The 23739-nt window shown below is 36.2% G+C and carries 23 protein-coding genes and 3 pseudogenes; 25 read left to right on the top strand and 1 reads right to left on the bottom strand.

Annotated features, from left to right (window positions below):
* The first annotated feature begins 103 nt into the window (after nt 1-103).
* From aroA to JFU18_RS07760, 18 genes and pseudogenes are all read left to right on the top strand, one after another.
* On the top strand, nt 104-1378 hold the full coding sequence (gene aroA / locus JFU18_RS07850; RefSeq protein WP_201032803.1) for a 3-phosphoshikimate 1-carboxyvinyltransferase: 1275 nt from the start codon (nt 104-106) through the stop codon (nt 1376-1378).
* A gap of 107 nt (nt 1379-1485) precedes the next feature.
* Nucleotides 1486-2748, top strand: coding sequence for a tetratricopeptide repeat protein (locus JFU18_RS07845; RefSeq protein ID WP_201034928.1), 1263 nt, complete (start codon nt 1486-1488; stop codon nt 2746-2748).
* Nucleotides 2749-2821: 73 nt separating this feature from the next.
* Nucleotides 2822-3358 (top strand): ReoY family proteolytic degradation factor, encoded by a 537-nt coding sequence (locus JFU18_RS07840; RefSeq protein WP_002086615.1) that lies wholly within the window; start codon nt 2822-2824, stop codon nt 3356-3358.
* Nucleotides 3359-3511: 153 nt separating this feature from the next.
* Nucleotides 3512-3967 carry a YpiF family protein gene (locus JFU18_RS07835; RefSeq protein ID WP_201034929.1) on the top strand — a complete coding sequence of 152 codons (456 nt, stop codon included), beginning with the start codon at nt 3512-3514 and terminating at the stop codon, nt 3965-3967.
* 144 nt (nt 3968-4111) lie between these two features.
* A complete protein-coding gene (gene qcrA / locus JFU18_RS07830) occupies nt 4112-4624 on the top strand; it encodes a menaquinol-cytochrome c reductase iron-sulfur subunit (RefSeq protein WP_002011835.1) in 513 nt (170 codons plus the stop codon).
* The gene (gene qcrB, locus JFU18_RS07825) at nt 4625-5299 is read left to right on the top strand and encodes a menaquinol-cytochrome c reductase cytochrome b subunit (protein ID WP_000932700.1); all 675 of its coding nucleotides are present in this window, start codon (nt 4625-4627) and stop codon (nt 5297-5299) included. It begins immediately after the preceding gene.
* Nucleotides 5300-5342: 43 nt separating this feature from the next.
* Nucleotides 5343-6110 carry a menaquinol-cytochrome c reductase cytochrome b/c subunit gene (gene qcrC, locus JFU18_RS07820; protein ID WP_002011836.1) on the top strand — a complete coding sequence of 256 codons (768 nt, stop codon included), beginning with the start codon at nt 5343-5345 and terminating at the stop codon, nt 6108-6110.
* A gap of 556 nt (nt 6111-6666) precedes the next feature.
* Nucleotides 6667-7971 (top strand): group II intron reverse transcriptase/maturase, encoded by a 1305-nt coding sequence (gene ltrA / locus JFU18_RS07815; protein ID WP_201050291.1) that lies wholly within the window; start codon nt 6667-6669, stop codon nt 7969-7971.
* Nucleotides 7972-8591: 620 nt separating this feature from the next.
* Nucleotides 8592-9182, top strand: coding sequence for a lipoprotein heptaprenylglyceryl N-acetyltransferase LhaT (gene lhaT, locus JFU18_RS07805; RefSeq protein WP_002126441.1), 591 nt, complete (start codon nt 8592-8594; stop codon nt 9180-9182).
* Between the two features lie 25 nt (nt 9183-9207).
* Entirely contained in the window at nt 9208-9894 is a 687-nt protein-coding gene (gene lit, locus JFU18_RS07800; RefSeq protein ID WP_113937057.1) for a lipoprotein intramolecular transacylase Lit, read from the top strand.
* Between the two features lie 107 nt (nt 9895-10001).
* Entirely contained in the window at nt 10002-10787 is a 786-nt protein-coding gene (ypjB, locus tag JFU18_RS07795; RefSeq protein ID WP_002168786.1) for a sporulation protein YpjB, read from the top strand.
* A gap of 105 nt (nt 10788-10892) precedes the next feature.
* On the top strand, nt 10893-11573 hold the full coding sequence (locus tag JFU18_RS07790; protein WP_002086606.1) for a zinc metallopeptidase: 681 nt from the start codon (nt 10893-10895) through the stop codon (nt 11571-11573).
* Nucleotides 11574-11706: 133 nt separating this feature from the next.
* Nucleotides 11707-11925, top strand: a pseudogene (locus JFU18_RS07785) (uracil-DNA glycosylase family protein); the annotation flags it as partial.
* A gap of 186 nt (nt 11926-12111) precedes the next feature.
* A pseudogene (tnpA, locus tag JFU18_RS07780) lies at nt 12112-12410 on the top strand (IS200/IS605 family transposase); the annotation flags it as partial.
* A gap of 5 nt (nt 12411-12415) precedes the next feature.
* Complete coding sequence (locus tag JFU18_RS07775; RefSeq protein ID WP_201034930.1) at nt 12416-13495, top strand: RNA-guided endonuclease TnpB family protein; 1080 nt, start codon at nt 12416-12418, stop codon at nt 13493-13495.
* Between the two features lie 156 nt (nt 13496-13651).
* Nucleotides 13652-14077, top strand: a pseudogene (locus JFU18_RS07770) (uracil-DNA glycosylase); the annotation flags it as partial.
* A gap of 132 nt (nt 14078-14209) precedes the next feature.
* On the top strand, nt 14210-15778 hold the full coding sequence (locus JFU18_RS07765; RefSeq protein WP_201034931.1) for a ParB N-terminal domain-containing protein: 1569 nt from the start codon (nt 14210-14212) through the stop codon (nt 15776-15778).
* A 20-nt stretch (nt 15779-15798) separates the two neighbouring features.
* Nucleotides 15799-16707, top strand: a complete 909-nt coding sequence (locus JFU18_RS07760) for a DNA adenine methylase (RefSeq protein ID WP_201034932.1) — start codon at nt 15799-15801, stop codon at nt 16705-16707.
* Between the two features lie 28 nt (nt 16708-16735).
* Here the strand turns inward: JFU18_RS07760 and JFU18_RS07755 are convergent, their stop codons facing one another.
* A complete protein-coding gene (locus tag JFU18_RS07755; RefSeq protein ID WP_201034933.1) occupies nt 16736-17617 on the bottom strand; it encodes a YitT family protein in 882 nt (293 codons plus the stop codon).
* A 391-nt stretch (nt 17618-18008) separates the two neighbouring features.
* Between JFU18_RS07755 and JFU18_RS07750 the strand changes: the two genes are divergently transcribed.
* The 7 genes from JFU18_RS07750 to JFU18_RS07720 are packed head-to-tail and all read left to right on the top strand — an operon-like array spanning nt 18009 to nt 23563.
* On the top strand, nt 18009-18353 hold the full coding sequence (locus tag JFU18_RS07750; RefSeq protein ID WP_002011846.1) for a nucleotide pyrophosphohydrolase: 345 nt from the start codon (nt 18009-18011) through the stop codon (nt 18351-18353).
* The gene (gene dapB / locus JFU18_RS07745; RefSeq protein ID WP_002126457.1) at nt 18350-19150 is read left to right on the top strand and encodes a dihydrodipicolinate reductase; all 801 of its coding nucleotides are present in this window, start codon (nt 18350-18352) and stop codon (nt 19148-19150) included. The genes JFU18_RS07750 and dapB overlap by 4 nt, the downstream gene beginning before the upstream one ends.
* Nucleotides 19151-19164: 14 nt before the next feature.
* The gene (gene mgsA / locus JFU18_RS07740) at nt 19165-19560 is read left to right on the top strand and encodes a methylglyoxal synthase (protein ID WP_000684753.1); all 396 of its coding nucleotides are present in this window, start codon (nt 19165-19167) and stop codon (nt 19558-19560) included.
* A gap of 11 nt (nt 19561-19571) precedes the next feature.
* Complete coding sequence (gene bshB1, locus JFU18_RS07735; RefSeq protein WP_085310101.1) at nt 19572-20276, top strand: bacillithiol biosynthesis deacetylase BshB1; 705 nt, start codon at nt 19572-19574, stop codon at nt 20274-20276.
* Nucleotides 20273-21418 (top strand): N-acetyl-alpha-D-glucosaminyl L-malate synthase BshA, encoded by a 1146-nt coding sequence (bshA, locus tag JFU18_RS07730; protein WP_002086596.1) that lies wholly within the window; start codon nt 20273-20275, stop codon nt 21416-21418. Before bshB1 ends, bshA begins: the two co-directional genes overlap by 4 nt.
* A complete protein-coding gene (locus JFU18_RS07725; RefSeq protein ID WP_002086595.1) occupies nt 21405-22598 on the top strand; it encodes a CCA tRNA nucleotidyltransferase in 1194 nt (397 codons plus the stop codon). Before bshA ends, JFU18_RS07725 begins: the two co-directional genes overlap by 14 nt.
* The gene (locus tag JFU18_RS07720; protein ID WP_002086594.1) at nt 22583-23563 is read left to right on the top strand and encodes a biotin--[acetyl-CoA-carboxylase] ligase; all 981 of its coding nucleotides are present in this window, start codon (nt 22583-22585) and stop codon (nt 23561-23563) included. The genes JFU18_RS07725 and JFU18_RS07720 overlap by 16 nt, the downstream gene beginning before the upstream one ends.
* Nucleotides 23564-23739 lie beyond the last annotated feature (176 nt).

The following is a 23739-nucleotide window of genomic DNA, read 5'->3' as shown; positions in this document are numbered from 1 at the left end:
GGAGTTGTTTGCACGTTCAAGAAAGAAAACGTTACAATAGAAGTAGACGTATAAGAAGAACTATTGTACATATAACTTATTTAAAATGTGAGGAGGATACAGTTTGAAACTAGTAGGACGAAAAAATAGTTTGAATGGGAAAATTGTTGTTCCAGGAGATAAATCTATTTCGCATCGCTCTGTTATGTTTGGAGCGATAGCGGAAGGGACGACGAAAGTATCAAATTTTTTATTAGGAGAAGATTGTTTAAGTACAATTGCATGTTTTCAAAAACTAGGTGTCCAGATTGAACAGTTTGGTAACGATGTCACGATTTACGGTAAAGGATTACATAATTTACAAGAACCGAAAGAAGTATTAGATGTGGGGAATTCAGGGACGACTATTCGTCTTATGCTTGGGATTTTAGCAAATACGCCGTTCCATAGTACGATAATTGGTGATGCATCAATTGGAAAACGTCCTATGAAACGTGTTACAGACCCGCTTAGTAAGATGAATGCTCAAATTGATGGTAGAGAAAACGGACAATATACACCTTTATCTATTCGCGGTGGTAAGGTAAAAGGTATGCATTACCATTCACCAGTAGCAAGCGCACAAGTGAAGTCAGCAGTTTTACTTGCGGGTTTGCAAGGGGAAGGGATTACTACGGTAACAGAGCCCATGCAATCTCGTGATCATACGGAAAGAATGTTGCGTGCATTCGGTTGTACCGTAGATGTTAATGGACGGACTGTTTCATTACAAGGTGGACAACAACTTAAAGGTGCAGACATAGAAGTTCCAGGAGATATTTCTTCGGCGGCATTTTTCTTAGTAGCTGGTGCAATTGTCCAAAATAGTAAGCTTGTATTGGAAAACGTTGGTTTAAATCCGACGAGAACAGGGGTTTTAGATGTATTAACAAAGATGGGTGCACTTATTTCTATCGATCATATTAGAAATGAAGAGTTTGAACCGTGCGGGGATATTACGATTGAAACATCTAAACTAAAAGGAATAGAAATTGGTGGACCCCTTATTCCAAGATTAATTGATGAAATTCCTGTAATTGCTTTATTGGCAACGCAGGCAGAAGGAATTACTGTTATTAAAAACGCTGAGGAGTTAAAAGTAAAAGAAACAAATCGTATCGATACGGTTGTAGATGAATTAGGCAAATTAGGTGCGAAGATTGAAGCTACACCAGATGGTATGATTATATATGGTAAACAAAGTTTAAAAGGAAATACTGTTAATAGTCACGGCGATCATCGTATTGGGATGATGCTTGCAATCGCATCGTGTATTATAGATGGAGAAGTGAAAATAGAGAATAGTGATGCGGTCGCTGTATCGTATCCGGAATTTTTCGAACAATTAGCTGCGCTATGAGAGAAAGTATAGGAAGAGGTAGTTCACTCAAAAGGTTGCGTTCTTACACCTAGTTGCTTATGATAAATGAACAGAAGAGAATATTTTTTGAATTAAAGGAGACGTTTATGCAAAAGTTTGAACAGGCTGTTTCTTATATTGAAAACGGTGAAGCAGAAAAAGGATTACAATTATTAAAAGAACAAATACGAGTTGCTAATGATGAAGAGAAGTATGATATCGCTCGTTACTATCATACACTTGGGTTTATGGATGAGGCGTTAGCAATTACTGAAGACTTACGCTTGCTATATCCGGAAGAAAGTGAATTTACGGTATTTTTAGCAGAATTATATATTGATTTAGATAAAGAAGATGAAGCGATTGAAGTGCTTCATGATATTCCAGAAAACGATGATTTATATGTTCAATCGTTATTACTTGTAGCGGATTTATTCCAAATGCAAGGTTTTGATGATGTAGCAGAACAAAAACTATTAAAGGCGAAAGAAATGATGCCAGACGAACCTGTTATTACGTTTGGGTTAGCAGAATTATATAGTAGTAAAGGTGAAGAGCAAAAGGCGATCACTTATTATGAATCGTTACTAGCAGAACATAAAGTTATGGGTGGTGTTGTCATTGCGCTTCGTCTAGCAGAAACTTTAAGTGCTATTGGAAACTGGGAAGAGGCAATCTCTTACTATGAAGCCGGGTTAGAAGAGCAAAAAGATATTCACTCATTATTTGGATATGCCTTCACATTATACCAAGGAGAAGAATATCAAAGAGCAATTGGTGCTTGGCAAGAATTAAAAGAATTAGATCCTGAATACGCATCGTTATACATGTATTTAGCGAAAAGCTATGAAAAAGAAGGTATGCTTCAAGAAAGCTATGAAACACTTCAAGAAGGAATTAAAGTAGATGAGCTGTCTGTTCCTTTCTATGTAGAATTAGCGAATATTGCGGCGAAATTAGGTAAAATAGCGGAGGCAGAAGAAGTGCTTCAAAAAGCGCTGGAGCTAGATCCGGGACATTTAGGTGCGATATTAAAATATGCGTATATTTTAAAAGAACAAGAGAAATACGAAGAGCTAATTGCAGTTGTAGAGCGTGCAATTGACAGTGGAGAACCAGATACACAACTACTTTGGGATCTTGCATTTGCAAAAAAACAATTAGAAATGTATTCGGATGCATTAAAACACTATGAAAGTGCATATACTTCTTTTAAGAATCATCCAGATTTCTTGGAAGAGTACGGTTATTTCTTATTAGAAGAAGGAATGCGAAAAGAGGCGAAAGAAGTATTTACGCAGTTAATACAACTAGACCCGACACAAATTCATATTGAAGAATTGTTATATAATTTAGAGGATTTTTCATAAGTTGGAAGGAAACTGAATGCCGCTTCTTGAATCTAAAAAGAAAAGAGAAAGACAGAGGAGGGACTTAATCGCTATGAATACCCCTGTTTCTGTAAACGAGAAGAAGGATTTTGTAAAATGGTTTTTGAATAATTACCAACTGAAACAGCGTGAATGTGTATGGATTTTGAATTATTTAATGAGTCACGATCAATTAATGCATAAAGTCCACTTCGTAGAACATGCAAAATATTGTCCGCGTGGCTTAGTAATGTCAGCAAATTGTGTGAAAGACACACCGTTTCACTTTTTTAAACAAAATGTAATGACAACAGATGCAGAAAAATCGTTTCATGATATTCGTTTGAATCGAGATGAGGATATTTATATTCAGCTTAATTTTAAATCATCGTTCCAAAATGCAAACTATGTAGCTGTATTAGAAGAAAACCCATATTTGCCAAAGCATATTGAAGTGAATGAAAAAGATCGATTGCTTGCAGAACGATTTTTAGAAGAAAGTGTATTCTCATTTAGAAGAGAACGTCTTTTGAAACAAATTGATGAAGCTTTGGATAAGCAAGATAAGGAAGCATTTCATAGGTTAACAGCAGAGTTGAAAATTTTATAGAATTCATTTTGATTATGTAATCTTTACGAAATTCAGACTTTTTAAGAAAAACTACTTAATAATAGGTAGTTTTTCTTTTTTTACCTCTTTTAGTATGGTTTAATATATATAAAGTGAAAGTTCTGTTATTTGAAATGGAGGAGGGGAGAAAAGGTGAAATGGATTGTAAAAGATGTAGAACAGTTTGAGCAAGCGAGGGAGTATGTAGATACAGGGATTATACCCCTTTTGTCTATTTCGGCAGCAAAAGGGATGAAAATGGTTGTAGAGCAAGGTGAATTTATTGAGGCTTTGAGTATGGAGTTGGAAAGGGAGTATAAAGGAAGAGTGCTTTTACTGCCCGTATTTACGTATTTGGTAGAGAGCCAAAAGAATGAAAAAGACCGTTTGCAAGAATGGACAGATCATTTGCAAAGGCAAGGTTTTAAGCATATTGCCTATGTGACAAGTGACTTTTCATGGAAAGAAGATATGAGAGATGTGCAGGGTGATTTATTTTGGTTTCCATCGTTATCATTAGAGCAATTTAGTGACCAAGCGAAAAGGGAAGTTATTCGTGCACACATAAAAAATATTATGGAAATGTTGGAAGAAAGATGGATAAAATAATAATAAACAGAAAGTTCTTATTATTATGAGTAGTATGATATTGACCTATACAAGAGGGTATTATATCATGATAGTGTCCTAGTTTTTATTTTTTATATAATTTTTTCACGAGGGGACAATTTCTGATAGAGGGGGGAAATTTTCGTGAGCGAGAAAGAACATCGTGTGTCAAGAAGACAGTTTTTAAATTACACACTTACAGGGGTAGGAGGCTTTATGGCGGCGGGTATTTTAATGCCGATGACGAGGTTTGCGCTTGATCCGGTGTTAAGAAAAGAAGCGGGAACAGATATGGTTGCTGTTGGACAAGTAAAGGATATTACAACAGAGCCGAAGCGCTTCGATTTTAAGGTGAAGCAGGTTGACGGGTGGTACAAGTCTGAAGAGCCAAAATCTGCTTGGGTGCATAAAGATGAAAGTGGAGAAATTGTTGCGTTTTCTCCAGTATGTAAACATTTAGGTTGCACAGTGAACTGGAATTCGGACAAAGCACATCCTAATCAATTCTTTTGCCCGTGTCACGGGGGACGTTACACAAAAGATGGGATGAACATTAAAGGCACACCGCCTCTTGCTCCGCTTGATGTGTACGAGTCTAAAGTGAAAGATGGAACGCTGTATTTAGGAAAAGCGAAGCCAAGAGGGGGTGCAAAGTAGATGCTAAATAAAATTTATGATTGGGTGGACGAACGTTTAGATATTACACCGATATGGCGTGATATCGCTGATCATGAAGTACCTGAGCATGTTAACCCGGCACATCACTTTTCTGCATTCGTCTATTGCTTTGGAGGACTTACCTTTTTCGTTACAGTAATTCAAATTTTGTCCGGAATGTTTTTGACGATGTATTATGTGCCGGATATTAAAAATGCTTGGGAGTCGGTTTATTATTTACAAAATGAAGTAGCTTACGGACAAATTGTTCGTGGTATGCATCACTGGGGTGCTAGTCTCGTAATTGTAATGATGTTTTTACATACACTCAGAGTTTTCTTCCAAGGTGCGTATAAAAAGCCTCGTGAGTTAAACTGGATTGTTGGTGTTCTTATTTTCTTTGTTATGTTAGGTCTTGGTTTTACCGGATATTTATTACCGTGGGATATGAAAGCGTTATTTGCTACGAAAGTAGGGATTCAAATTGCAGAGCAAACGCCGCTCATTGGTCCTTATATTAAAACATTACTCGCTGGTCATTCCGAAATCGTTGGCGCTCAAACATTAACTCGCTTCTTTGCTATTCACGTCTTCTTCTTACCAGCAGCACTTCTAGGTTTAATGGCCTTCCACTTCATCATGATTCGCAAACAAGGTATTTCCGGTCCGCTATAAGAGATTGCTAAATTAAAGGGGAAAGAACAAAAGGAGGGAGATTATGCATCGCGGCAAAGGGATGAAGTTTGTAGGAGATTCTCGGGTACCAGTAGCCCGGAAACCAAATATTCCAAAAGATTATTCTGAATATCCAGGGAAAACAGAAGCGTTTTGGCCGAATTTCTTGTTAAAAGAATGGATGGTTGGTGCAGTTTTTTTAGTCGGTTATTTATGTTTAACAGTGGCGCATCCGTCACCGCTTGAGAGAATGGCGGATCCTACAGATGCAGGATATATACCACTTCCAGATTGGTATTTCTTATTCTTGTATCAGTTATTAAAGTATTCGTATGCTTCAGGCTCATTTACTGTAATTGGTGCGTTTATTATGCCGGGGATTGCGTTTGGAGCATTACTATTAGCTCCGTTTCTAGATCGAGGCCCAGAAAGAGCACCATTGAAGCGTCCTGTAGCAACGGGGTTTATGCTTTTAGCAATTGCATCGATTATTTTTTTAACTTGGGAATCTGTAGCACACCACGATTGGGAAGCTGCAAAAAAACAAGGAGCAATTGTAAAAACAGCACCAGTTGATAAAAATGATGACGGCTACAAGTTGATGCAAAAAAATACTTGTTTAACATGTCATGGTGACAATTTACAGGGCGGAGCGGCAGCACCGGCTTTGCAAAACTTAACTTTAAAACCAGAAGAAATCGCTAAAATTGCGAAAGATGGAAAAGGTTCAATGCCTAAAGGTGTATTTAAAGGTACAGATGAGGAACTGAAAAAACTTTCGGAATTCGTTGCAAAGTATAATAAAAAATAATAGAAAAGCTGACTACAAATCTGTGGTCAGCTTTTTATTTTGCGTGCCCAGCTAAGCTGGGCACTGCTTGCTGGTGAAAGTCCAGCCTAGGTAAGAGCCAAGTCGCCTAGTAGCTGACAGGCAGCTGGTGGAGAAATCCTAAGGTTGAAGCCCTGTGACAAAGTAACTTCTACTAGAAGTGCGAGCGAATCAACAGACCGTAACATAAAGTGAACCTTGCCGCCTCGTTAAAAGCAACCTAGCAATAGGACAAAGGGAAGTCGAGCCTGGTGAATATGGGCGAAGACCATGGAAGATGTGAAGAACTTGGAAATACGACATCGAAGAATCCCTCGGGGTACGGAGGGCGGTATGTTGAGAAAGTAGTGTCTGGAACTGGGGAGACCCTCCTTTGCCCTTTCTTTCAGAAAGGAGAGAGGAAACCTATAAGCATATACGAAATGGTGGACTGTAAAGAGGGAGTCGGAGGAGGTCATAGTACTGAATATCATAACGACAACACAACGTTATGTAGGGAAGGACCTCTACTTTGTTCATAAGTTGGAAGGAGGTAAGAGTGAGTGAATGCTTCGGAAAACTAGCTAACTACACTGATGTAAAAGCTCAAGAACTTTGGAAGACTTTATATCTTTGTGCCAAAGAAAGTTCAAGTCGTAGGTTTCACGCGTTGTATGACAAAATATATCGTCCTGACATATTGGCTGAAGCATGGAGAAGGGTAAAATGGAATCAAGGGAGCGGTGGAATTGATGGACAGACGATTGAAGAAATCGTGTATCAATATGGAGAACGAAACTTTCTCAATGAATTATATATAGAATTGAAAAGTAAATCCTACCATCCACAAGCTGTAAGAAGAATGTATATTCCAAAAGGTGATGGAAAACAAAGACCGCTTGGAATTCCCACGATCAAGGATAGGGTTGTACAAATGGCAACGAAATTGGTGATAGAACCTATCTTCGAAGCCGATTTTCAAGACTGTTCGTATGGATTTCGCCCGAAACGAAACGCACATCAAGCGATATCGAAGATACGGAAAGCGAGTAAAACATCTCATTGGATTGTAGATGTAGACATACAAGGATACTTTGACAATATTAATCATGACAAATTAATGAGGCTTGTAGAAAGAAGAATCAGTGACCGAAGAGTGTTAAAACTCATTAGAAAATGGTTGAAAGCGGGAATCATGGAACATGCGCAATTTCATGAAACGACATTAGGTACACCACAAGGTGGCGTGATATCTCCATTACTTTCTAATATATATTTAAACTATATGGATACCATTTGGGAAAAGAAGTGTAAACATTTGGGGGAACTAATTCGATATGCGGATGACTTTGTCATCGTATGTCAAACAAAACAACAAGCATTAGAGAGTATTCGGATACTACAATCCATTATGAATAAGTTAGAACTTACAATCCATACAGAAAAGTCGAAGCTAGTGAATACGTGGGATGGAAACGAGGGATTTGATTTTCTAGGATTTCACCACCGAAAATACCCTAAACATGTGAAAGGCGGGAAGAAAGTGCATGTGATGGCACATATTCCGAGCCAGAAAGCCATGAAGAAAATGCGGGAACGCATTAAAAGATACACAGAGCCGAGGAACAAACTGTATCTACAATTGGAAGAGATGGTGAAAGGTTTAAATAGAATTCTGCAAGGATTCAAGAATTATTATAGCTTATCTTCAATTGGACAGAGGTGGCTCTGTAAAATAGACTGGTACGTCCTAGAACGACTTAACCTTTTTTGGAATAAGAAAAGAAATGTTCGAAAGAAACATGGTCGTATCAAGGACTTGATGAAGAAAACAACATATACACTCGTGAAAGTAGGAGGATAGAACAAAACTGAACGCCAAAGAAGGAAGAACATCGGAAAGCCGTATGAGGGAAAACCTCACGTACGGTTTGATGAGGGGAAGCTGAAACAGAAAAGGGATGGCAAAGCCATCCCTAAAGAAAATTTAATCTGTTTCAGTTTTCTACTCTACGCGTACCCAGCTAAGCTGGGCACTGTTTGATGGTGAAAGGTTTAAATAGAATTCTACAAGGATTCAAAAATTATTATAGCCTATCTTCAATTGGACAGAAGTGGCTCGGTAAAATAGATTGGTACGTCTTAGAACGGCTTAACCTTTTTTGGAATAAGAAAAGAAATGTTCGAAAGAAACATGGTCGTATCAAGGACTTGATGAAGAAAATAACATACACACTCGTGAAAGTAGGAAGCTAGAACAAACTGAAAGCTAAAGAAGGAAGAGCATCGGAAAGCCGTATGAGGGAAAACCTCACGTACGGTTTGATGAGGGGAAGCTGAAACAGAAAAGGGGTAGCAAAGCCATCTCTAAAGAAAATTTAATCTGTTTCAGTTTTCTACTCTACGATGACGGAAAGTTTGCTATATAATAGAGTAGAGTTCGATGAAAGAATTACTTTGTTTGAAAGGTGTTGGACATACAGATTGGCTTACTTGTATGCAATGTTAAGGCAACGTTCGGTACTATTATTTTTATTGGTTGTTAACATATTAGGTACAATTTACGGATTCATATGGTATGGAAATCAATTAAAAGAAACCTCACCTATATTTTGGCCGTTTGTACCAGATAGCCCTATGGCGACTCTCTTTTTTGTCTTTGTTTTAATTGCTTTCTTGATGAAGAAGAACTGGGGGTTAATAGAAGCGCTAGCGATAGTTACTTTAATAAAATATGGTGTTTGGGCTGTTGTTGTAAATGCAATTATGATTTATGTAAAAGGCCCTATTGGCCTTATGGGATATATGTTAATGTTATCTCATTTTGCGATGGCAGTGCAGGGAATGTTATATGCTCCGTTTTATCGGATAAAAAAATGGCACTTCACTGTAGTTGGCATATGGACATTACATAATGATGCAATTGATTATTTATTTTGGCAAATGCCGAGATATGGGATTATGCATTTATTTGTAGAGAAAATTGGTTATTTTACGTTTTGGTTAAGTATTGCTGTACTGTGTATTACATATTATTATTGCTTACGTGAGAACCGAAAACAGTTTTCTTTATGATGGTGAGGACATTTAGGGGGAGAAAATGAAGAAAAATAAGAGCGGTATAAACATATTGGATCGATTGATCACTTTAGTAGTTTCCTATAGCATAGCATTTTCTGTTTTCGCTCTCGCGACAACGATAGTTGTATATGGAAAATGGTTGTATTATTTTGAAATTGATTTTTTAAATATTCCAGATTTAGCGGATATGACGAAAGATGAAATTAAGAGAAACTATGATGTGCTTATTACATATTTATCGCCGTTTTATGAAGGTGCATTACAATTGCCGACATTAGATATGTCCACAAATGGACGCATTCATTTTGTAGATGTTAAAAATATTTTAGTAAAGATTCAATATATAATGTATGGAACGATTGTAATTGCTGTATTGGGAGGAGCGTATTTATTAAAAAAGAAAAAAGAAAAGTTTTTACTTCACGGAGCGATTCTTACAATTATTTTTCCAATAGCTCTTACGTTACCAATTGCTATTAATTTTGAAAAGAGTTTCGTATTATTTCATAAGCTTTTATTTAGCAATGATTATTGGATGTTTGATATTGAAACAGATCCGGTTATTTTAATGTTACCGGAAGAATTCTTTATGCATGCTGCATGTATTATTTTATTATTGATTTTAGGTGGTAGTATGCTTTGTTACGGTGTGTATAAATATTTAGTGAAAAAGAAAAGGGTTTCAAAGAAAAAATTCTCTGTTTAAAGAGAATTTTTTTGTTTTCATAGAGATAATATATTTTTTGGTTTTGTTCTGTTCTATTCTTGTCCAATTCCACATATTTTGTACTAGTAGTTATAGGGGGGACCGGGATGAAGAGAACATTAATTGGACTGATAGCATTTCTAATTATAATGTTTCCAGTACGTATATATGCTGAAGAGTGGAGTGAACTAACTGGATTGCTAGATGACTCTTTGCAGTTAGTGAAGAAAAAAGAAGATGAAAAGGCAATACAAGTACTGTACCATTTCTCAGAGCAATTTCTATCAAAGGAGAATGAAAATAATTCAAAAGTAACTCCGGGACAAATTAGAGTCGTTTCTTTAGCATACGATAAGGCGAAACAATCTCTCGCGGAAGATTCAGATAGGCAAGTTAAAGTGGATAATATGTTAGCGTTACAACTTGCTGTTGATGCACAAGTATCTAAATATCAGCCACTTTGGATGGAAAGAGAAAGAAAGATAATGAATGCTTTTTCTCAAGTAGAAAAGGCGATGGAAAAAGACGATGATGGACAGTTCCAACAGACGCTAAATACATTTTTAAATGAATTTAATATTATTTATCCTAGTTTAATGATTGCTCTGCCAGAAAACGAAGCGCAGCGTGTAAATGCACATTTATCTTATTTGGATGAATTTCGTAACGTTATGTTAAAAACGAAAGGTGGACAAATGCAACTAGGGATTATTAAAGGTGATTTGCAAAAAATATTTCATACAGTAAAAAAAGATGAGATTGCTCCCTCTCTCATTTGGTTTATGACAATTACTGGAGGACTTATTTTGTTCACTTTAACGTATGTTGGATGGAGAAAATATAAAGGGGAGAGAGAGAAGCGGAGAAGCAACTTGCATTCTAAAGATAGATAATACGCATAAATAAAGATATGGATTGTAAGGTTTATTTATTGACAACGGTGGAAGAAAAAAATAGAATGAGAAGTACTATAATTAAAACTTCAATGGAGGTTTATGATGTTTTATTTAATTTACTTCGCGATCATTTTGATCATACCGTTGTATGCACAGTCAAAAGTACGTAGTGCCTATAGCAAGTATTCACAAGTTTATTCAACATCAGGTATGACAGGAGCGGAAGTGGCTCGAAAAATTTTAGATGAAAATGGATTGTACAATGTAGCCGTAGAAGAAACGCCAGGTCATTTGTCAGATCATTATGACCCGCGTGTAAAGACGGTTAGATTATCGACAGATAACTATTATGGTCATTCAGTTGCTGGTACAGCTGTAGCAGCACATGAAGTAGGACACGCAATTCAAGATGCGAAAGATTATAACTTTATGCGTGTACGCCATTCGTTAGTGCCAGTTGCTAATTTTGGTTCAAACATGTCATGGGTTTTTGTCCTAATTGGTGTATTTGCACAAATGTCTGGTTTGTTGTTACTAGGAATTATTTTAATGGCAGCAGGTGTTATTTTCCAACTTGTTACATTACCAGTTGAGTTTGATGCATCAAAACGCGCAATGCAACAAATTGAAGCACTTGGTATCGTATCAACAGATGAGTACGGTCAAGCTCGTAAAGTATTAAATGCGGCAGCATTAACATATGTAGCAGCAGCTGCTGTAGCAGTATTTGAATTATTACGTCTCGTATTAATTTATACTGGTATGCAGCGTAGCGACGATTAAAGACTATCAATTTTGATAGTCTTTTTTTGTTTTGTGGATTGAATCTTATAATATGTTACAAATGGAAATAATAGAGAGAATATGGGGTATAGAACTAGTTAAAATAAAGATAAGTATGGAATGATGAAAGAAGGTGACGGACATAGAATATCCATATTATTTAGTTAAACAAGTGAAGGAGCGTAGTGCTACATACCAATTAGAAGGTTTTTTAAGTGGACAGGGCCCTAAAAACCCGAAATTAATGCTTGTTGGAGAAGCACCTGGTGAAACAGAAATTCATAATGGGATTCCATTTAGTGGGAGAGCGGGAAAACATTTAATGGAATTTTTAGAACGTATTCACATTACAGCCCTTTCCGAACGAGAAAGCCCATTGCCTTTAGGCATGGGATGAAAGTGAGGTTGGATACGGAGTACCACTATAAATCGTAAGGTTCGTGGTACTTTAAGTATCCAAAGTATAGGTAGTTTCTTTGGGTCTGTTTGTTGTGATTTTTCGGAAATAAATGATACATTGTAACTATGATAAATGATTATAGAAGAACGTTTCAAAGTGTTGGTTGAAGAGATATGTAACGAACTTGATATTGTTAGTATCGCAATGGAATAGGATACCAACCACGTTCATTTGTTTTAAATACACTGTCAACACTTAGTCCTGCTGATACAATGGCAAAAATAAAATAAGTGACATCAAAGCGTTTGAGAGAAGAATTCCCTCATCACATGCACTTGCAAAGTTTATAGACACGCTCCCATTTTGTTTCTACTGCTGGAAATGTATCAAATGAGACAATAAAACAGTATGTTGAGAATCAAAAAACAAAGGGGTGAAACGTATGTCACAGACCCTAACAGTGAAAGTGAAATTGCTTCCCACAAAAAAACAAATCCGTTTATTGGAACAAAGTAGCCACGAGTATATTAAAGTTATAAATACACTTATATTGGAAATGGTTGAAGCAAAGAAAAGCACGAAAAAAAGCACAAAGGATATTGAAGCTAATATTCCAAGTGCGGTGAAGAATCAAGCAATTAAAGACGCGAAAAGTTTGTTTGCTACAAAAGTAAAGAAAAGCAAGTGTAAAATCATTCCGATTTTAAAGAGGCCTGTTTGTGTATGGAACAATCAAAATTATTCATTTGACTCCACTCATATTTCAATCCCGTTTAAGGTAAAAGGAAAGTCAACTCGTTTAAAGGTCCGTGCTTTATTAATCGATAAAACAAATCGCAATTTGGACTTGTTAAAACATAAGTTAGGTACACTTCGTATCACAAAGAAATCGAATAAGTGGATGGCCCAAATATCTGTCACACTTCCTACAAATGAAAGAGCAGGGGCGAAAATTTTAGGAGTAGACCTAGGTCTCAAAGTCCCTGCGGTAGCAATCACAGACGATGACAAGGTTCGTTTCTTTGGGAATGGTAGGCAAAATAAATATAGGAAGCGTAAGTTTCGTAGTGTTCGTAAGAAGTTAGGAAAAGACAAAAAAGTGAATGCGATTCGGCGATTTGATGATAAAGAACAAAGATGGATGCAAGACAAAGATCACAAAATAAGTCGTGAAATCATTGATTTTGCGATTGCTAATCATATTTCTGTCATTCGTTTAGAGCAACTAACGAATATAAGACAGACGGCAAGAACAAGCCGTAAAAACGAAAAAAACCTACACGCTTGGTCATTCTATCGTTTGTCACGATTTATTGCGTATAAAGCAACATTAGTTGGTATTCAGGTTGAATATGTAAATCCGGCTTATACAAGTCAAAGCTGTCCGAAATGCGCTGAAAAGAATAAGGCACAAGACAGAAAGTACAAGTGTCCATGTGGGTTTGGGACACATCGTGATATCGTTGGGGCGATGAATATTCGCTACGCAACTGTGATTGATGGTAACAGTCAATCAGCCTAAGCACCTATATGGTCTGGTTTAGGAGGGGCAATGAGATGCCCTCATCTTGAAGGCTGTTTAAAACAGAAATGGACTGCGAACGTTTAGTCATTCAAGAATCCCACCCGTAAATCCGTAAGGATTCGGGCTTGCGACTTTAGTCGTGGGAGTCTCAAAAGGGAAGAAGTATATATTACGAGTGCGGTTCGGAGTAGGCCGTATAAGTGGAGAGAGAAAAGAGAGCGAAGCGGCGAAATAATACAAAAGAAGTACAATAGAACACCGAATCAAAGTGAGATACTTGTCCATGCGCCATTGTTAGATTATGAATTGGCACATATGGATTCGCCAGTTATCGTGACGCTTGGTAATATTGCGTTAAAGCGTTTAGCCGGAAATAATAAAAAGATTACAGATGTTCACGGACAATTATTAAAGCAGCCGATCCAAAAGCTAAAGAATATACAACAGGCAGAGTTTATATGGACTGAAAAAGAATATAATATATTTCCTACTTTTCATCCGGCTTCAATTTTTTATAATCGCAGTTTATTGGAGTTGATTTATGAGGATTTAGAAAGGTTGAAAAATATTTTAGGCTAAGAAGTTTATTGTAAGAGTGAATATTAAAAATTGGGAAAAATGAATATTAATGTACAATTATGGTTCATAAAATGTCATAATAAAAAAGGATGATTATATCAGTATTTAAATTGGAAAATAGAAAGATTAAATGTGGCAGATATTTATTTAGATGAAGAAAATCCACGGGTTTTCGTTGATGAGTTATCTCAAGAGAATATACTTGATTTCCTCATAGATAATTTTGATGTGGTTAATTTGGCGGCATCTATTCAAGAACAGGGGGGCTTACCACCGGCTGAGCGACCCTTATGTATTAAAGAAAATAATAAATATATAGTGGTTGAAGGAAATAGAAGGATTACCGCTTGTAAAATCTTGTTAAATCAAGAACTAGTATCTAAAAGAGATAGGAAAAAACTACAAGCGCTGACCATTGAATTAGAACAGTACCTAAAAACTCTAGAAGTGGCTGTTGCTCCAAGTAGAGACTCTGCAGAAGGATATATAACAATGAGACATTCTGGAAAGGGTGTTAAACGCTGGTCAACATTAGCTATTAATAAAAGATATGCAACTAGATATATGAAGGGACAATCAATAAAACAAATTGCCAAGGTACTAAGAGAGAGTGAAGCAATTGTTAGAAAAGGATTACGATTTTTCTATTTTATAGAATATATTAAACGTAATTTAAATTGGGAAACTGCAGAAAAAGATGTATTGTTTCATCACGATTTGGCAGCGACAAAACTGGATCGTTTTTTGCCGTTTTCTGAGGAAGCTAAGAGTATAATGCAAATATCTTTTGATAAAAATCAAAAAATCCAGTCTAAAATACCTAGAGAAAACTTTGATAAGGCATTGAAAATAATAGTTAGCAGAATTTTCTTTACGAATGAAATTAACACCAGAACGAAAATAGAAGAGGTGTTTAATCAAGAAATTAGGGATATTTGTTCTGCGAATTTACTTAGTGAACCAGAGACCCTCTCTCTTTTTGAAAATTTTCCAGAGGAAGTAGAACAGAGTGATGTAAGAGAAAAAGTACCTGAACAAGTAATTGGACAAGAACAAGGACAGATACCCGAAAAAAACATGTTAGAAAGTACAAATGTAACAACGCAGGAAACTGTGGTACCTCCAAAATCAATAGGTGAAGAAAAAGAAGTAAGGAAACACCATACAGAAAGCTCTGGCCCAAAAAGGTTAGCAAAGAATCCTAAAGACTATGAAACCTTAACTAAAGCGGTACCATTTATAAATTCATATCGTGAAAATCAAAGAATTAACCAGATGATGAAAGAGATTAATCAAATCAGGTATGGGGATTTACCTATTGCAACAATGTATTTAATAAGAAGTCTTTTAGAAACGTATGTAAATGAATACATCGATTATTTTGCAGCTTTAGATAGGGAAAATAGCCTCAAAATGAAAGGGATAAACGCAAATAGAGAGAAAAGGAACAAAACATTAAGGGAATTGATTTTTAATGATATTTATAATCATTTGAAAAATGTAATACAAAATTATTCAGTAACATATGAATTAATAAATGTAGTTTTTACGGAGAACAATAATACATCAGTAATGCAAATAATAAATTACTATATTCACTCTGCTTCACATTATCCAGATAGAGCTGAAATAGTCGAGGCCTGGATGAAAATTTCTACTATACTCCATACGCTTGATGAGTTATTATACAAGAATAAATAAAAATGAAATGAGGTATCAATATGCCAGTTACATTGTCGCCTCTTCGTTATCCCGGTGGCAAAACACAACTATGTAAGTTTGTAGAGAGTGTAATGTGTGAGAATAATATTTCTTATGGGAATTATGTAGAGCCGTTTGCAGGGGGAGCTGGTATCGCTATTGAGCTTCTTTTAAAAGGGAATGTAAGGAATATTTATATAAATGATTATGATTATGCCATTTATTCTATATGGCATAGTATAATAAACGAAACTGAAAGCTTTGTGCAAATGATACGAGATACAAATATTACTATAGCAGAGTGGAAAATACAAAAGAATATATATGCAAATCAACTAGATTATTCACAATTACAAGTTGGATTTGCTGCGTTTTTCTTGAACAGGACAAACAATTCTGGAGTAATATTAGGTGGCCCGATAGGTAGAATGGACCAAAGTGGAAAATATAAGATAGATTGTCGATTCAATAAGGCTAAGTTAATAGAAAAGGTATATTCAATAGCAGGTAAAAAAGAAAATATATATGTATCAAATCAAGATGCAAAAAAATTTATAAAAGATGTAATTATAGAAAAATTAAGATCTGAGGAGACATTTATTTTCTTTGATCCACCGTATTATAAACAGGGAAAGAATTTATATACTAATTTCTTTAATCACGAAAATCATGTAGAACTTAGCGAACAGATTTTAAGATTATGTGATTATCATTGGATTACAACTTATGATTTTAATGAAGAAATTGCAAAAATGTACTCTGAAGTACCTACTAAGATGTATCAATTAATGTATTCTGCAAATAGAAAGAGAAAAGAATTTGAATATTTATTTCACAGTCATAAAACAATAGTAAATTCTTTTGATAAGGTACAGTTTACAGAGAGTGAAGAAGCTGAAGAAATTACACCAGATGTGGTTACGGCATAACTAAAAGGCTATCAAAAATGATAGCCTTTTAATTATGTAACGGTTTTTTATTTTCATCTAATGTAAATCCTTCACCAACAACATCGTGTACATCACTTACAGCGACAAAGGCATGTGGATCTACTGAAATAATGATATTTTTTAATTTTACGATTTCATTTTTAGCAACAACACAATATAGTACATTACGTTCTATTTTTGTATAGGATCCAACTGCTTTTAAAAAGGTTGCTCCGCGCTCCATTTCTGATAAAATTTTTGAAGCAATTTCATCGTTTTTATCAGAAATAATAGTTGCTCCTTTTGCTGCATAAGCACCTTCTTGCATGAAATCAATAACCTTAGCCCCGATAAAAACAGCAACTAACGTATACATGCCCTCGCGATATGATAAATATGTAAGAATAGAGATAATGATAACGACCGCATCAAATATAAACATCGTTTTTCCCATACTCCAGCCAACATATTTGTGAGCTAGCCTTGCGATAATATCAACACCGCCAGTAGTCCCGCCGTATTTGAATATAATTCCAAGTCCTATGCCGATAAATGCCCCAGCGAATAAAGCAGCCAGTGTCATATCATTTTGCAAGTTTAAATGTAAGTTGAGAACCTCGTAGCGCTGAAACACCCAAAGGAATAAAGAGACGCTAAATGTACCGATTAATGTGTATAAAAATGTTGTTCGGCCGAGTAATTTCCAGCCAATGAAAAATAGAGGGACGTTTAAAATTAAGTTTGTATAGGAAGGATCAAGTGAAAATTTAAAATATAATAATAGCGTAATGCCGGTGAATCCACCCTCTGCAAGATGATTTTCAATATTGATATTCACAATACCGAAAGAAAAAATAGCGGAACCGATTAAAATAAAAATGATATTTCGAATCTTCAAATTTGATGTCATTTAGAAATCCCCCTAATTATGTAATGATTGCATTGCTCCTCTTAAACGATAGAACATAATAATAAGTTATTTCTAGTTGATAGTAAAAATAGAGAATGGTATAAGAGCTTAATTAGTTCAGCTTGATATTGTGCGGAAAAACTGCAAAAGAAAGTTTCACTTTACCCCGTCCCAACGGCTGGTAGAGGGAAAAGCGAAGAAGAAAAGGTCGAACCAGCCGCAGGGACCCGATTGGTTCAGGTTGATCTTTTGTAAAAATCACGCAAAAGAAGTTTCACTTTATTATAGTCTATCCTAAAAAGAGTCGTAAATAGTGATATGAGGGAATAATATTTGTCAAATCGCGATGAATTGGCTAACATGAAAGAGGAAGGAATAAGAGGTGACTAGTATGGAAGCAAAAACGATGAAAGATATGCAGAAAGAAGTAGATGCATATATCGGTCAATTTAAAGAAGGTTATTTTAGTCCGCTTGCAATGATGGCTCGTTTAACTGAAGAAATGGGAGAGCTTGCAAGAGAGGTTAATCATTATTATGGTGAGAAACCAAAGAAAACGACTGAGAAAGAACGAAGTGTTGAGGAAGAGCTTGGAGATGTTTTATTTGTTATGATTTGTATGGCAAATAGTTTAAATATTGATTTAGAAACAGCGCATAACATTGTAATGAATAAATTTAATACACGTGATAAAGATCGTTGGACACGTATTGATGAGGGAGAGAAAGACGCATGAAAGAAATTAAAGTAATTATCGCTGGACCACGAGGACGCATGGGATATGAAGCAGTCCTTCTTATGGAAAGAACAGCGCATTTCAATTTAGTAGCAGCAATTGATTATAAGCATGGCGGAGAAAAAATTTCTGATTTACCGGGAATGCCAGCGCTAGATGCACCTATTTACGCGGATTTACATACTTGTTTAGATGAAGTAGAAGCAGATGTATTGTTAGATTTAACAACACCAGAAATTGGAAAGAAACATGTGACACTTGCAGTTGAACGTGGACTTCGATCAGTTATTGGTACAACTGGATTTACTGAAGAAGAACTAAAGCAATTAACAGAAAATGCAAAAGAAAAAGAAGTAGGAACAATTATCGCTCCAAATTTTGCGATTGGTGCAGTACTTATGATGAAGTTCTCTCAAATGGCAGCGAAGTACTTCCAAGATGTTGAAGTAATTGAATTACACCATGATCAAAAATTAGACGCACCATCTGGTACAGCTGTAAAAACAGTAGAATTAATCCGTCAAAATCGTGTACCAAAAGAACAAGGGCACCCTAATGAAACGGAACAATTAGAAGGGGCACGTGGTGCAAATGTAGACGGTATTCACATTCATAGCGTACGTCTACCAGGGCTTATTGCACACCAAGAAGTAATGTTCGGCGGAGATGGACAAATGTTAACAGTTCGTCATGATTCATTCAACCGTGCATCATTTATGTCAGGTGTAAAACTATCAATTGAAACAGTAATGAACCTTGATCATCTTGTGTACGGTTTAGAAAATATTATCGACTAAAGGGGAGACAACGGATGAAAATTGCCTTAATCGCACATGACAAAAAGAAAGATGATATGGTTTCGTTCGCATACGCATATAAACCAATTTTTGAAAAACATGAACTTTTTGCAACAGGAACGACAGGACTTCGTATTATGGAGGCAACTGGTTTAGTTGTAACAAGATATCAATCCGGTCCTCTTGGTGGAGATCAAGAAATTGGTGCAATGATTGCAAAAAATGAGATGGATATGGTGATTTTTTTCCGGGATCCACTAACAGCCCAGCCGCATGAACCAGATGTTAATGCGTTACTTCGTTTATGTGATGTATACGCCATCCCATTAGCAACAAATATGGCAAGTGCTGAAATGCTAATGCATGCATTAGAGCGGGGAGATTTAGATTACCGAAAGTTAAGAAAATGAGGGGAACAATTATGAGTGGATTACATATATTAGCGTTTGGTGCTCATGCCGATGATGTTGAAATCGGCATGGCAGGTACCATTGCAAAGTATACGAAGCAAGGATATGAAGTAGGCATTTGCGATTTAACAGAAGCTGATCTTTCTTCAAATGGAACGGTAGAACTAAGAAAAGAAGAAGCAAAGGCTGCAGCTCGTATTATGGGAGTAAAAACGAGAATTAATTTAGCAATGCCAGACCGTGGTTTGTATATGAAAGAAGAATATATACGTGAAATTGTAAAGATTATTCGTACATATAAACCAACACTAATTTTCGCACCATATTACGAAGATCGTCATCCAGACCATGCTAATTGCGCGAAACTTGTGGAAGAAGCTATCTTTTCAGCGGGAATTCTTAAATATATGCCTGAACTTCCGCCGCACCGTGTAGAGTCTTTTTATAATTATATGATTAATGGTTTTCATAAACCGAATTTTTGTATAGATATTAGTGAATACCTTTCTAAAAAGGTGGAAGCGTTAGAAGCGTATGAAAGTCAGTTTTCAACAGGGAGTGATGGTGTTAAGACGCCATTAACCGAAGGATACGTTGAAACTGTAATCGCTCGGGAGAAGATGTTTGGGAAAGAAGTTGGAGTGCTGTATGCCGAAGGATTTATGAGTAAGAAACCGGTTTTATTACATGCTGATTTAATAGGGGGATGTAAATGAAATTGAAAATAGGTATTACATGTTATCCTTCTGTAGGTGGTTCTGGGGTTGTTGGGACAGAGTTAGGAAAGCAATTGGCGGAACGCGGGCATGAAATTCATTTTATTACATCGGGTGTACCATTTCGGTTGAATAAAGTGTACCCGAACATTTATTTTCACGAAGTAACAGTAAATCAATATTCTGTTTTTCAATATCCACCTTACGATTTAGCATTAGCGAGTAAAATGGCAGAGGTTGCTCAAAGAGAAAACCTTGATATTTTACATGTGCATTATGCAATCCCTCATGCTATTTGTGCATATTTAGCAAAACAAATGATTGGGGAGCGTATTAAAATTGTTACGACCTTACATGGAACGGATATTACTGTGTTAGGTTCCGACCCTTCGTTAAATAATTTAATTCGCTTTGGTATTGAACAATCTGATGTTGTTACAGCTGTGTCACATTCGTTAATTGAAGAAACAAATGAACTTGTAAAACCAGATAAAGAAATTGAGACGGTATACAATTTTGTAGATGAACGTGTTTATTTCAAACGTGATATGTCTCAATTAAAAAAAGAATATGGTATACGAGAAAATGAAAAAGTGTTGATTCATATTTCAAATTTCCGCAAGGTTAAGCGTGTACAGGATGTTGTGCAGTCATTTGCCAAAATTGTAAAGGAAGTAGATGCAAAATTGCTTCTTGTTGGTGATGGACCAGAGTTCTGTACTATTTTACAATTGGTGAAAAGTTTACATATTGAGGAACGTGTCTTATTCCTAGGAAAGCAAGATAATGTTGCAGAGCTTCTTGCGATGAGTGATTTAATGCTACTTTTATCAGAAAAGGAAAGTTTTGGTCTTGTTATATTAGAAGCGATGGCGTGTGGTGTGCCTAGTATCGGAACGAGGGTTGGGGGCATTCCAGAGGTCATTCAACATGGTGAAACAGGATATATATGTGAAGTTGGAGATACAGACGGAATAGCTAAGCAAGCAATTCAGCTACTAGAAAATGAAGAACTTCACCGTAATATGGGAGAGCGAGCGATGAAATCTGTATATGAGCAGTTTCGTTCGGAAAAAATCGTTTCACAGTATGAGGCGATTTATTATGACATACTAAGGGATGACAAGAATGGAAAGATTTAAAAAAGCTAGTTCAATTATTGAGATGTTAAAACAGCACGGACATGAGGCTTACTTCGTTGGTGGAAGTGTACGCGATCTTATTATCGATAGACCGATTGGAGATATCGATATCGCAACATCTGCTTTACCAGAAGAAGTAATGGCTATTTTCCCAAGACATGTTCCGGTTGGTCTTGAGCATGGAACTGTAATTGTTGTAGAAAATGGTGAACCGTATGAGGTAACTACTTTTCGAACAGAAAGCGAATATGAAGATTTTCGAAGACCTAGTAGTGTTCAATTTGTCCGTTCATTAGAAGAGGATTTAAAACGACGTGATTTCACGATGAATGCAATTGCAATGACAGAGGAAGGCGAAATGGTTGATTTATTTGCTGGGAAAGAAGCGATTCGTCTGAAGGAAATTACAACGGTTGGAGATGCTGCAGACCGTTTTCAAGAAGATGCACTGCGAATGATGCGTGGTATTCGGTTCGTAAGTACGTTAGGTTTCTCTTTGGAAATAAAGACGAAACAAGCAATTGAAACGTATGGGCATTTGCTCGAACATATAGCGATTGAAAGAATTACAGTTGAATTTGAAAAATTGTTGACCGGTACATATTGTGTGAATGGTCTTCAAGAGTTAGTAGAAACTAAGCTATTTTCTCATCTGCCATATTTGCAAATGTCAGAAGAAAGACTCTTGAAAGCTACGCAGTATAAATGGGATTCTTTCGAAACAGACGTTGAGGCGTGGGCATTTTTCTTATATTGTATCGGAGAAGAGCATCCATCTGTCTTTTTGCGTCAATGGAAGTTCTCGAATAAAAAGATTAAAGATATCGTAGCGGTTTTATTAGCAATTCGTTCTAGAAAGGAGAAGGAGTGGGATACAATCCTTCTTTATAAAACTGGGATTCGCATCGCTGAGATGGCGGAAAGAGTATATGAAGCGATAATAGAAAGTTATAATAGTGCGTCTGTTAAGCAAGTACAATCATTATTTCATGCATTGCCGATAAAAAATCGTCAAGAAATGAATGTGACTGGTAATGATTTATTAAGCTGGACAGATAAAAAGCCAGGTCCGTGGGTTGCCGAAATGCTTCAAAATATTGAAGAAGCAATCGTACAAGGAGATTTAGTTAATAAGAAAGAGGATATAAGGGAGTGGCTACAAAGATGCAATCTACTATAAGAAAGCAGTTATTACAAGTTTTTTCTGAAGCAGATGGTGCATTTGTATCTGGTCAAATACTTAGTGACAAACTTGGTTGTTCGAGAACCGCTGTATGGAAGCATATGGAGGACCTTCGTAATGAAGGGTATGAACTAGAAGCTGTACGCCGCTTAGGGTACCGAATTGCTAGTAAACCAGATAAAGTAACTGCGAATGAGATTCAATTAGGATTACAAACAGAGCGTATCGGTAGAACGGTTTATTTTGAAGAATCGGTTGAGTCTACTCAGCATATTGCAGCGAGACTTGCTTATGAAGGCGCAGAAGAGGGAACAATTGTCGTTGCTGAAGAACAAACAGCAGGTAGAGGACGTTTAAGTAGAAAATGGTATTCCCCAAAAGGAACAGGAATTTGGATGAGTATTATTTTGCGTCCCTCGATTCCAGTTCATCATGCACCACAGCTCACTTTATTAGCAGCTGTTAGCGTAGCGCAAGCAATTGAAAAATGTACCGGTGTAAACGTAGGGATTAAATGGCCGAATGATATTTTAATTCAAGGTAAAAAAGCTGTCGGTATACTAACGGAGATGCAAGCTGATCCAGATAAAATTAATGCTGTTATTATGGGAATTGGCATTAATGCAAATCAGAAACAAGAACATTTTGATGAGGAAATTCAGCAAATTGCAACTTCATTAGCAATTGAATCTGGTAAGCCGATTGTTCGTGCGGAACTTATGCAACAAATTTTCTTGCAACTAGAGAAATTGTATGAAGAGTATTTAAAAAATGGCTTCTCTGTTATTAAAATTCTTTGGGAAAGTTACGCAGTAAGTATCGGAAAAGAAATTACAGCTCGAACGATGAAGGAAACTATTAATGGGCTAGCAAAAGGAATTACGGAGGATGGTGTATTGTTACTTGAGGATCATCAAGGACAAGTGCACCACATTCATTCTGCTGATATAGAAATTAAGTAAAAGAAGTTCCTATTTTGGAGCTTCTTTTTGTCATTTAGATACTAATAAATTTCACATACCGTAATAGGGATAAAAAATTATTTTTTCGAAAAAATGTAGCAATTCCTTTTCAGAGTTTGCTATAATTATTTCGAATATGGGCAGTATCAAAGCGAACTGCACCATTATTTTACGCA

Origin of the sequence: Bacillus sp. TH22, from assembly GCF_016651015.1 — a bacterium.
GTDB lineage: Bacteria > Bacillota > Bacilli > Bacillales > Bacillaceae_G > Bacillus_A > Bacillus_A mycoides.
This window is presented reverse-complemented; position numbering and strand designations above follow the sequence as displayed.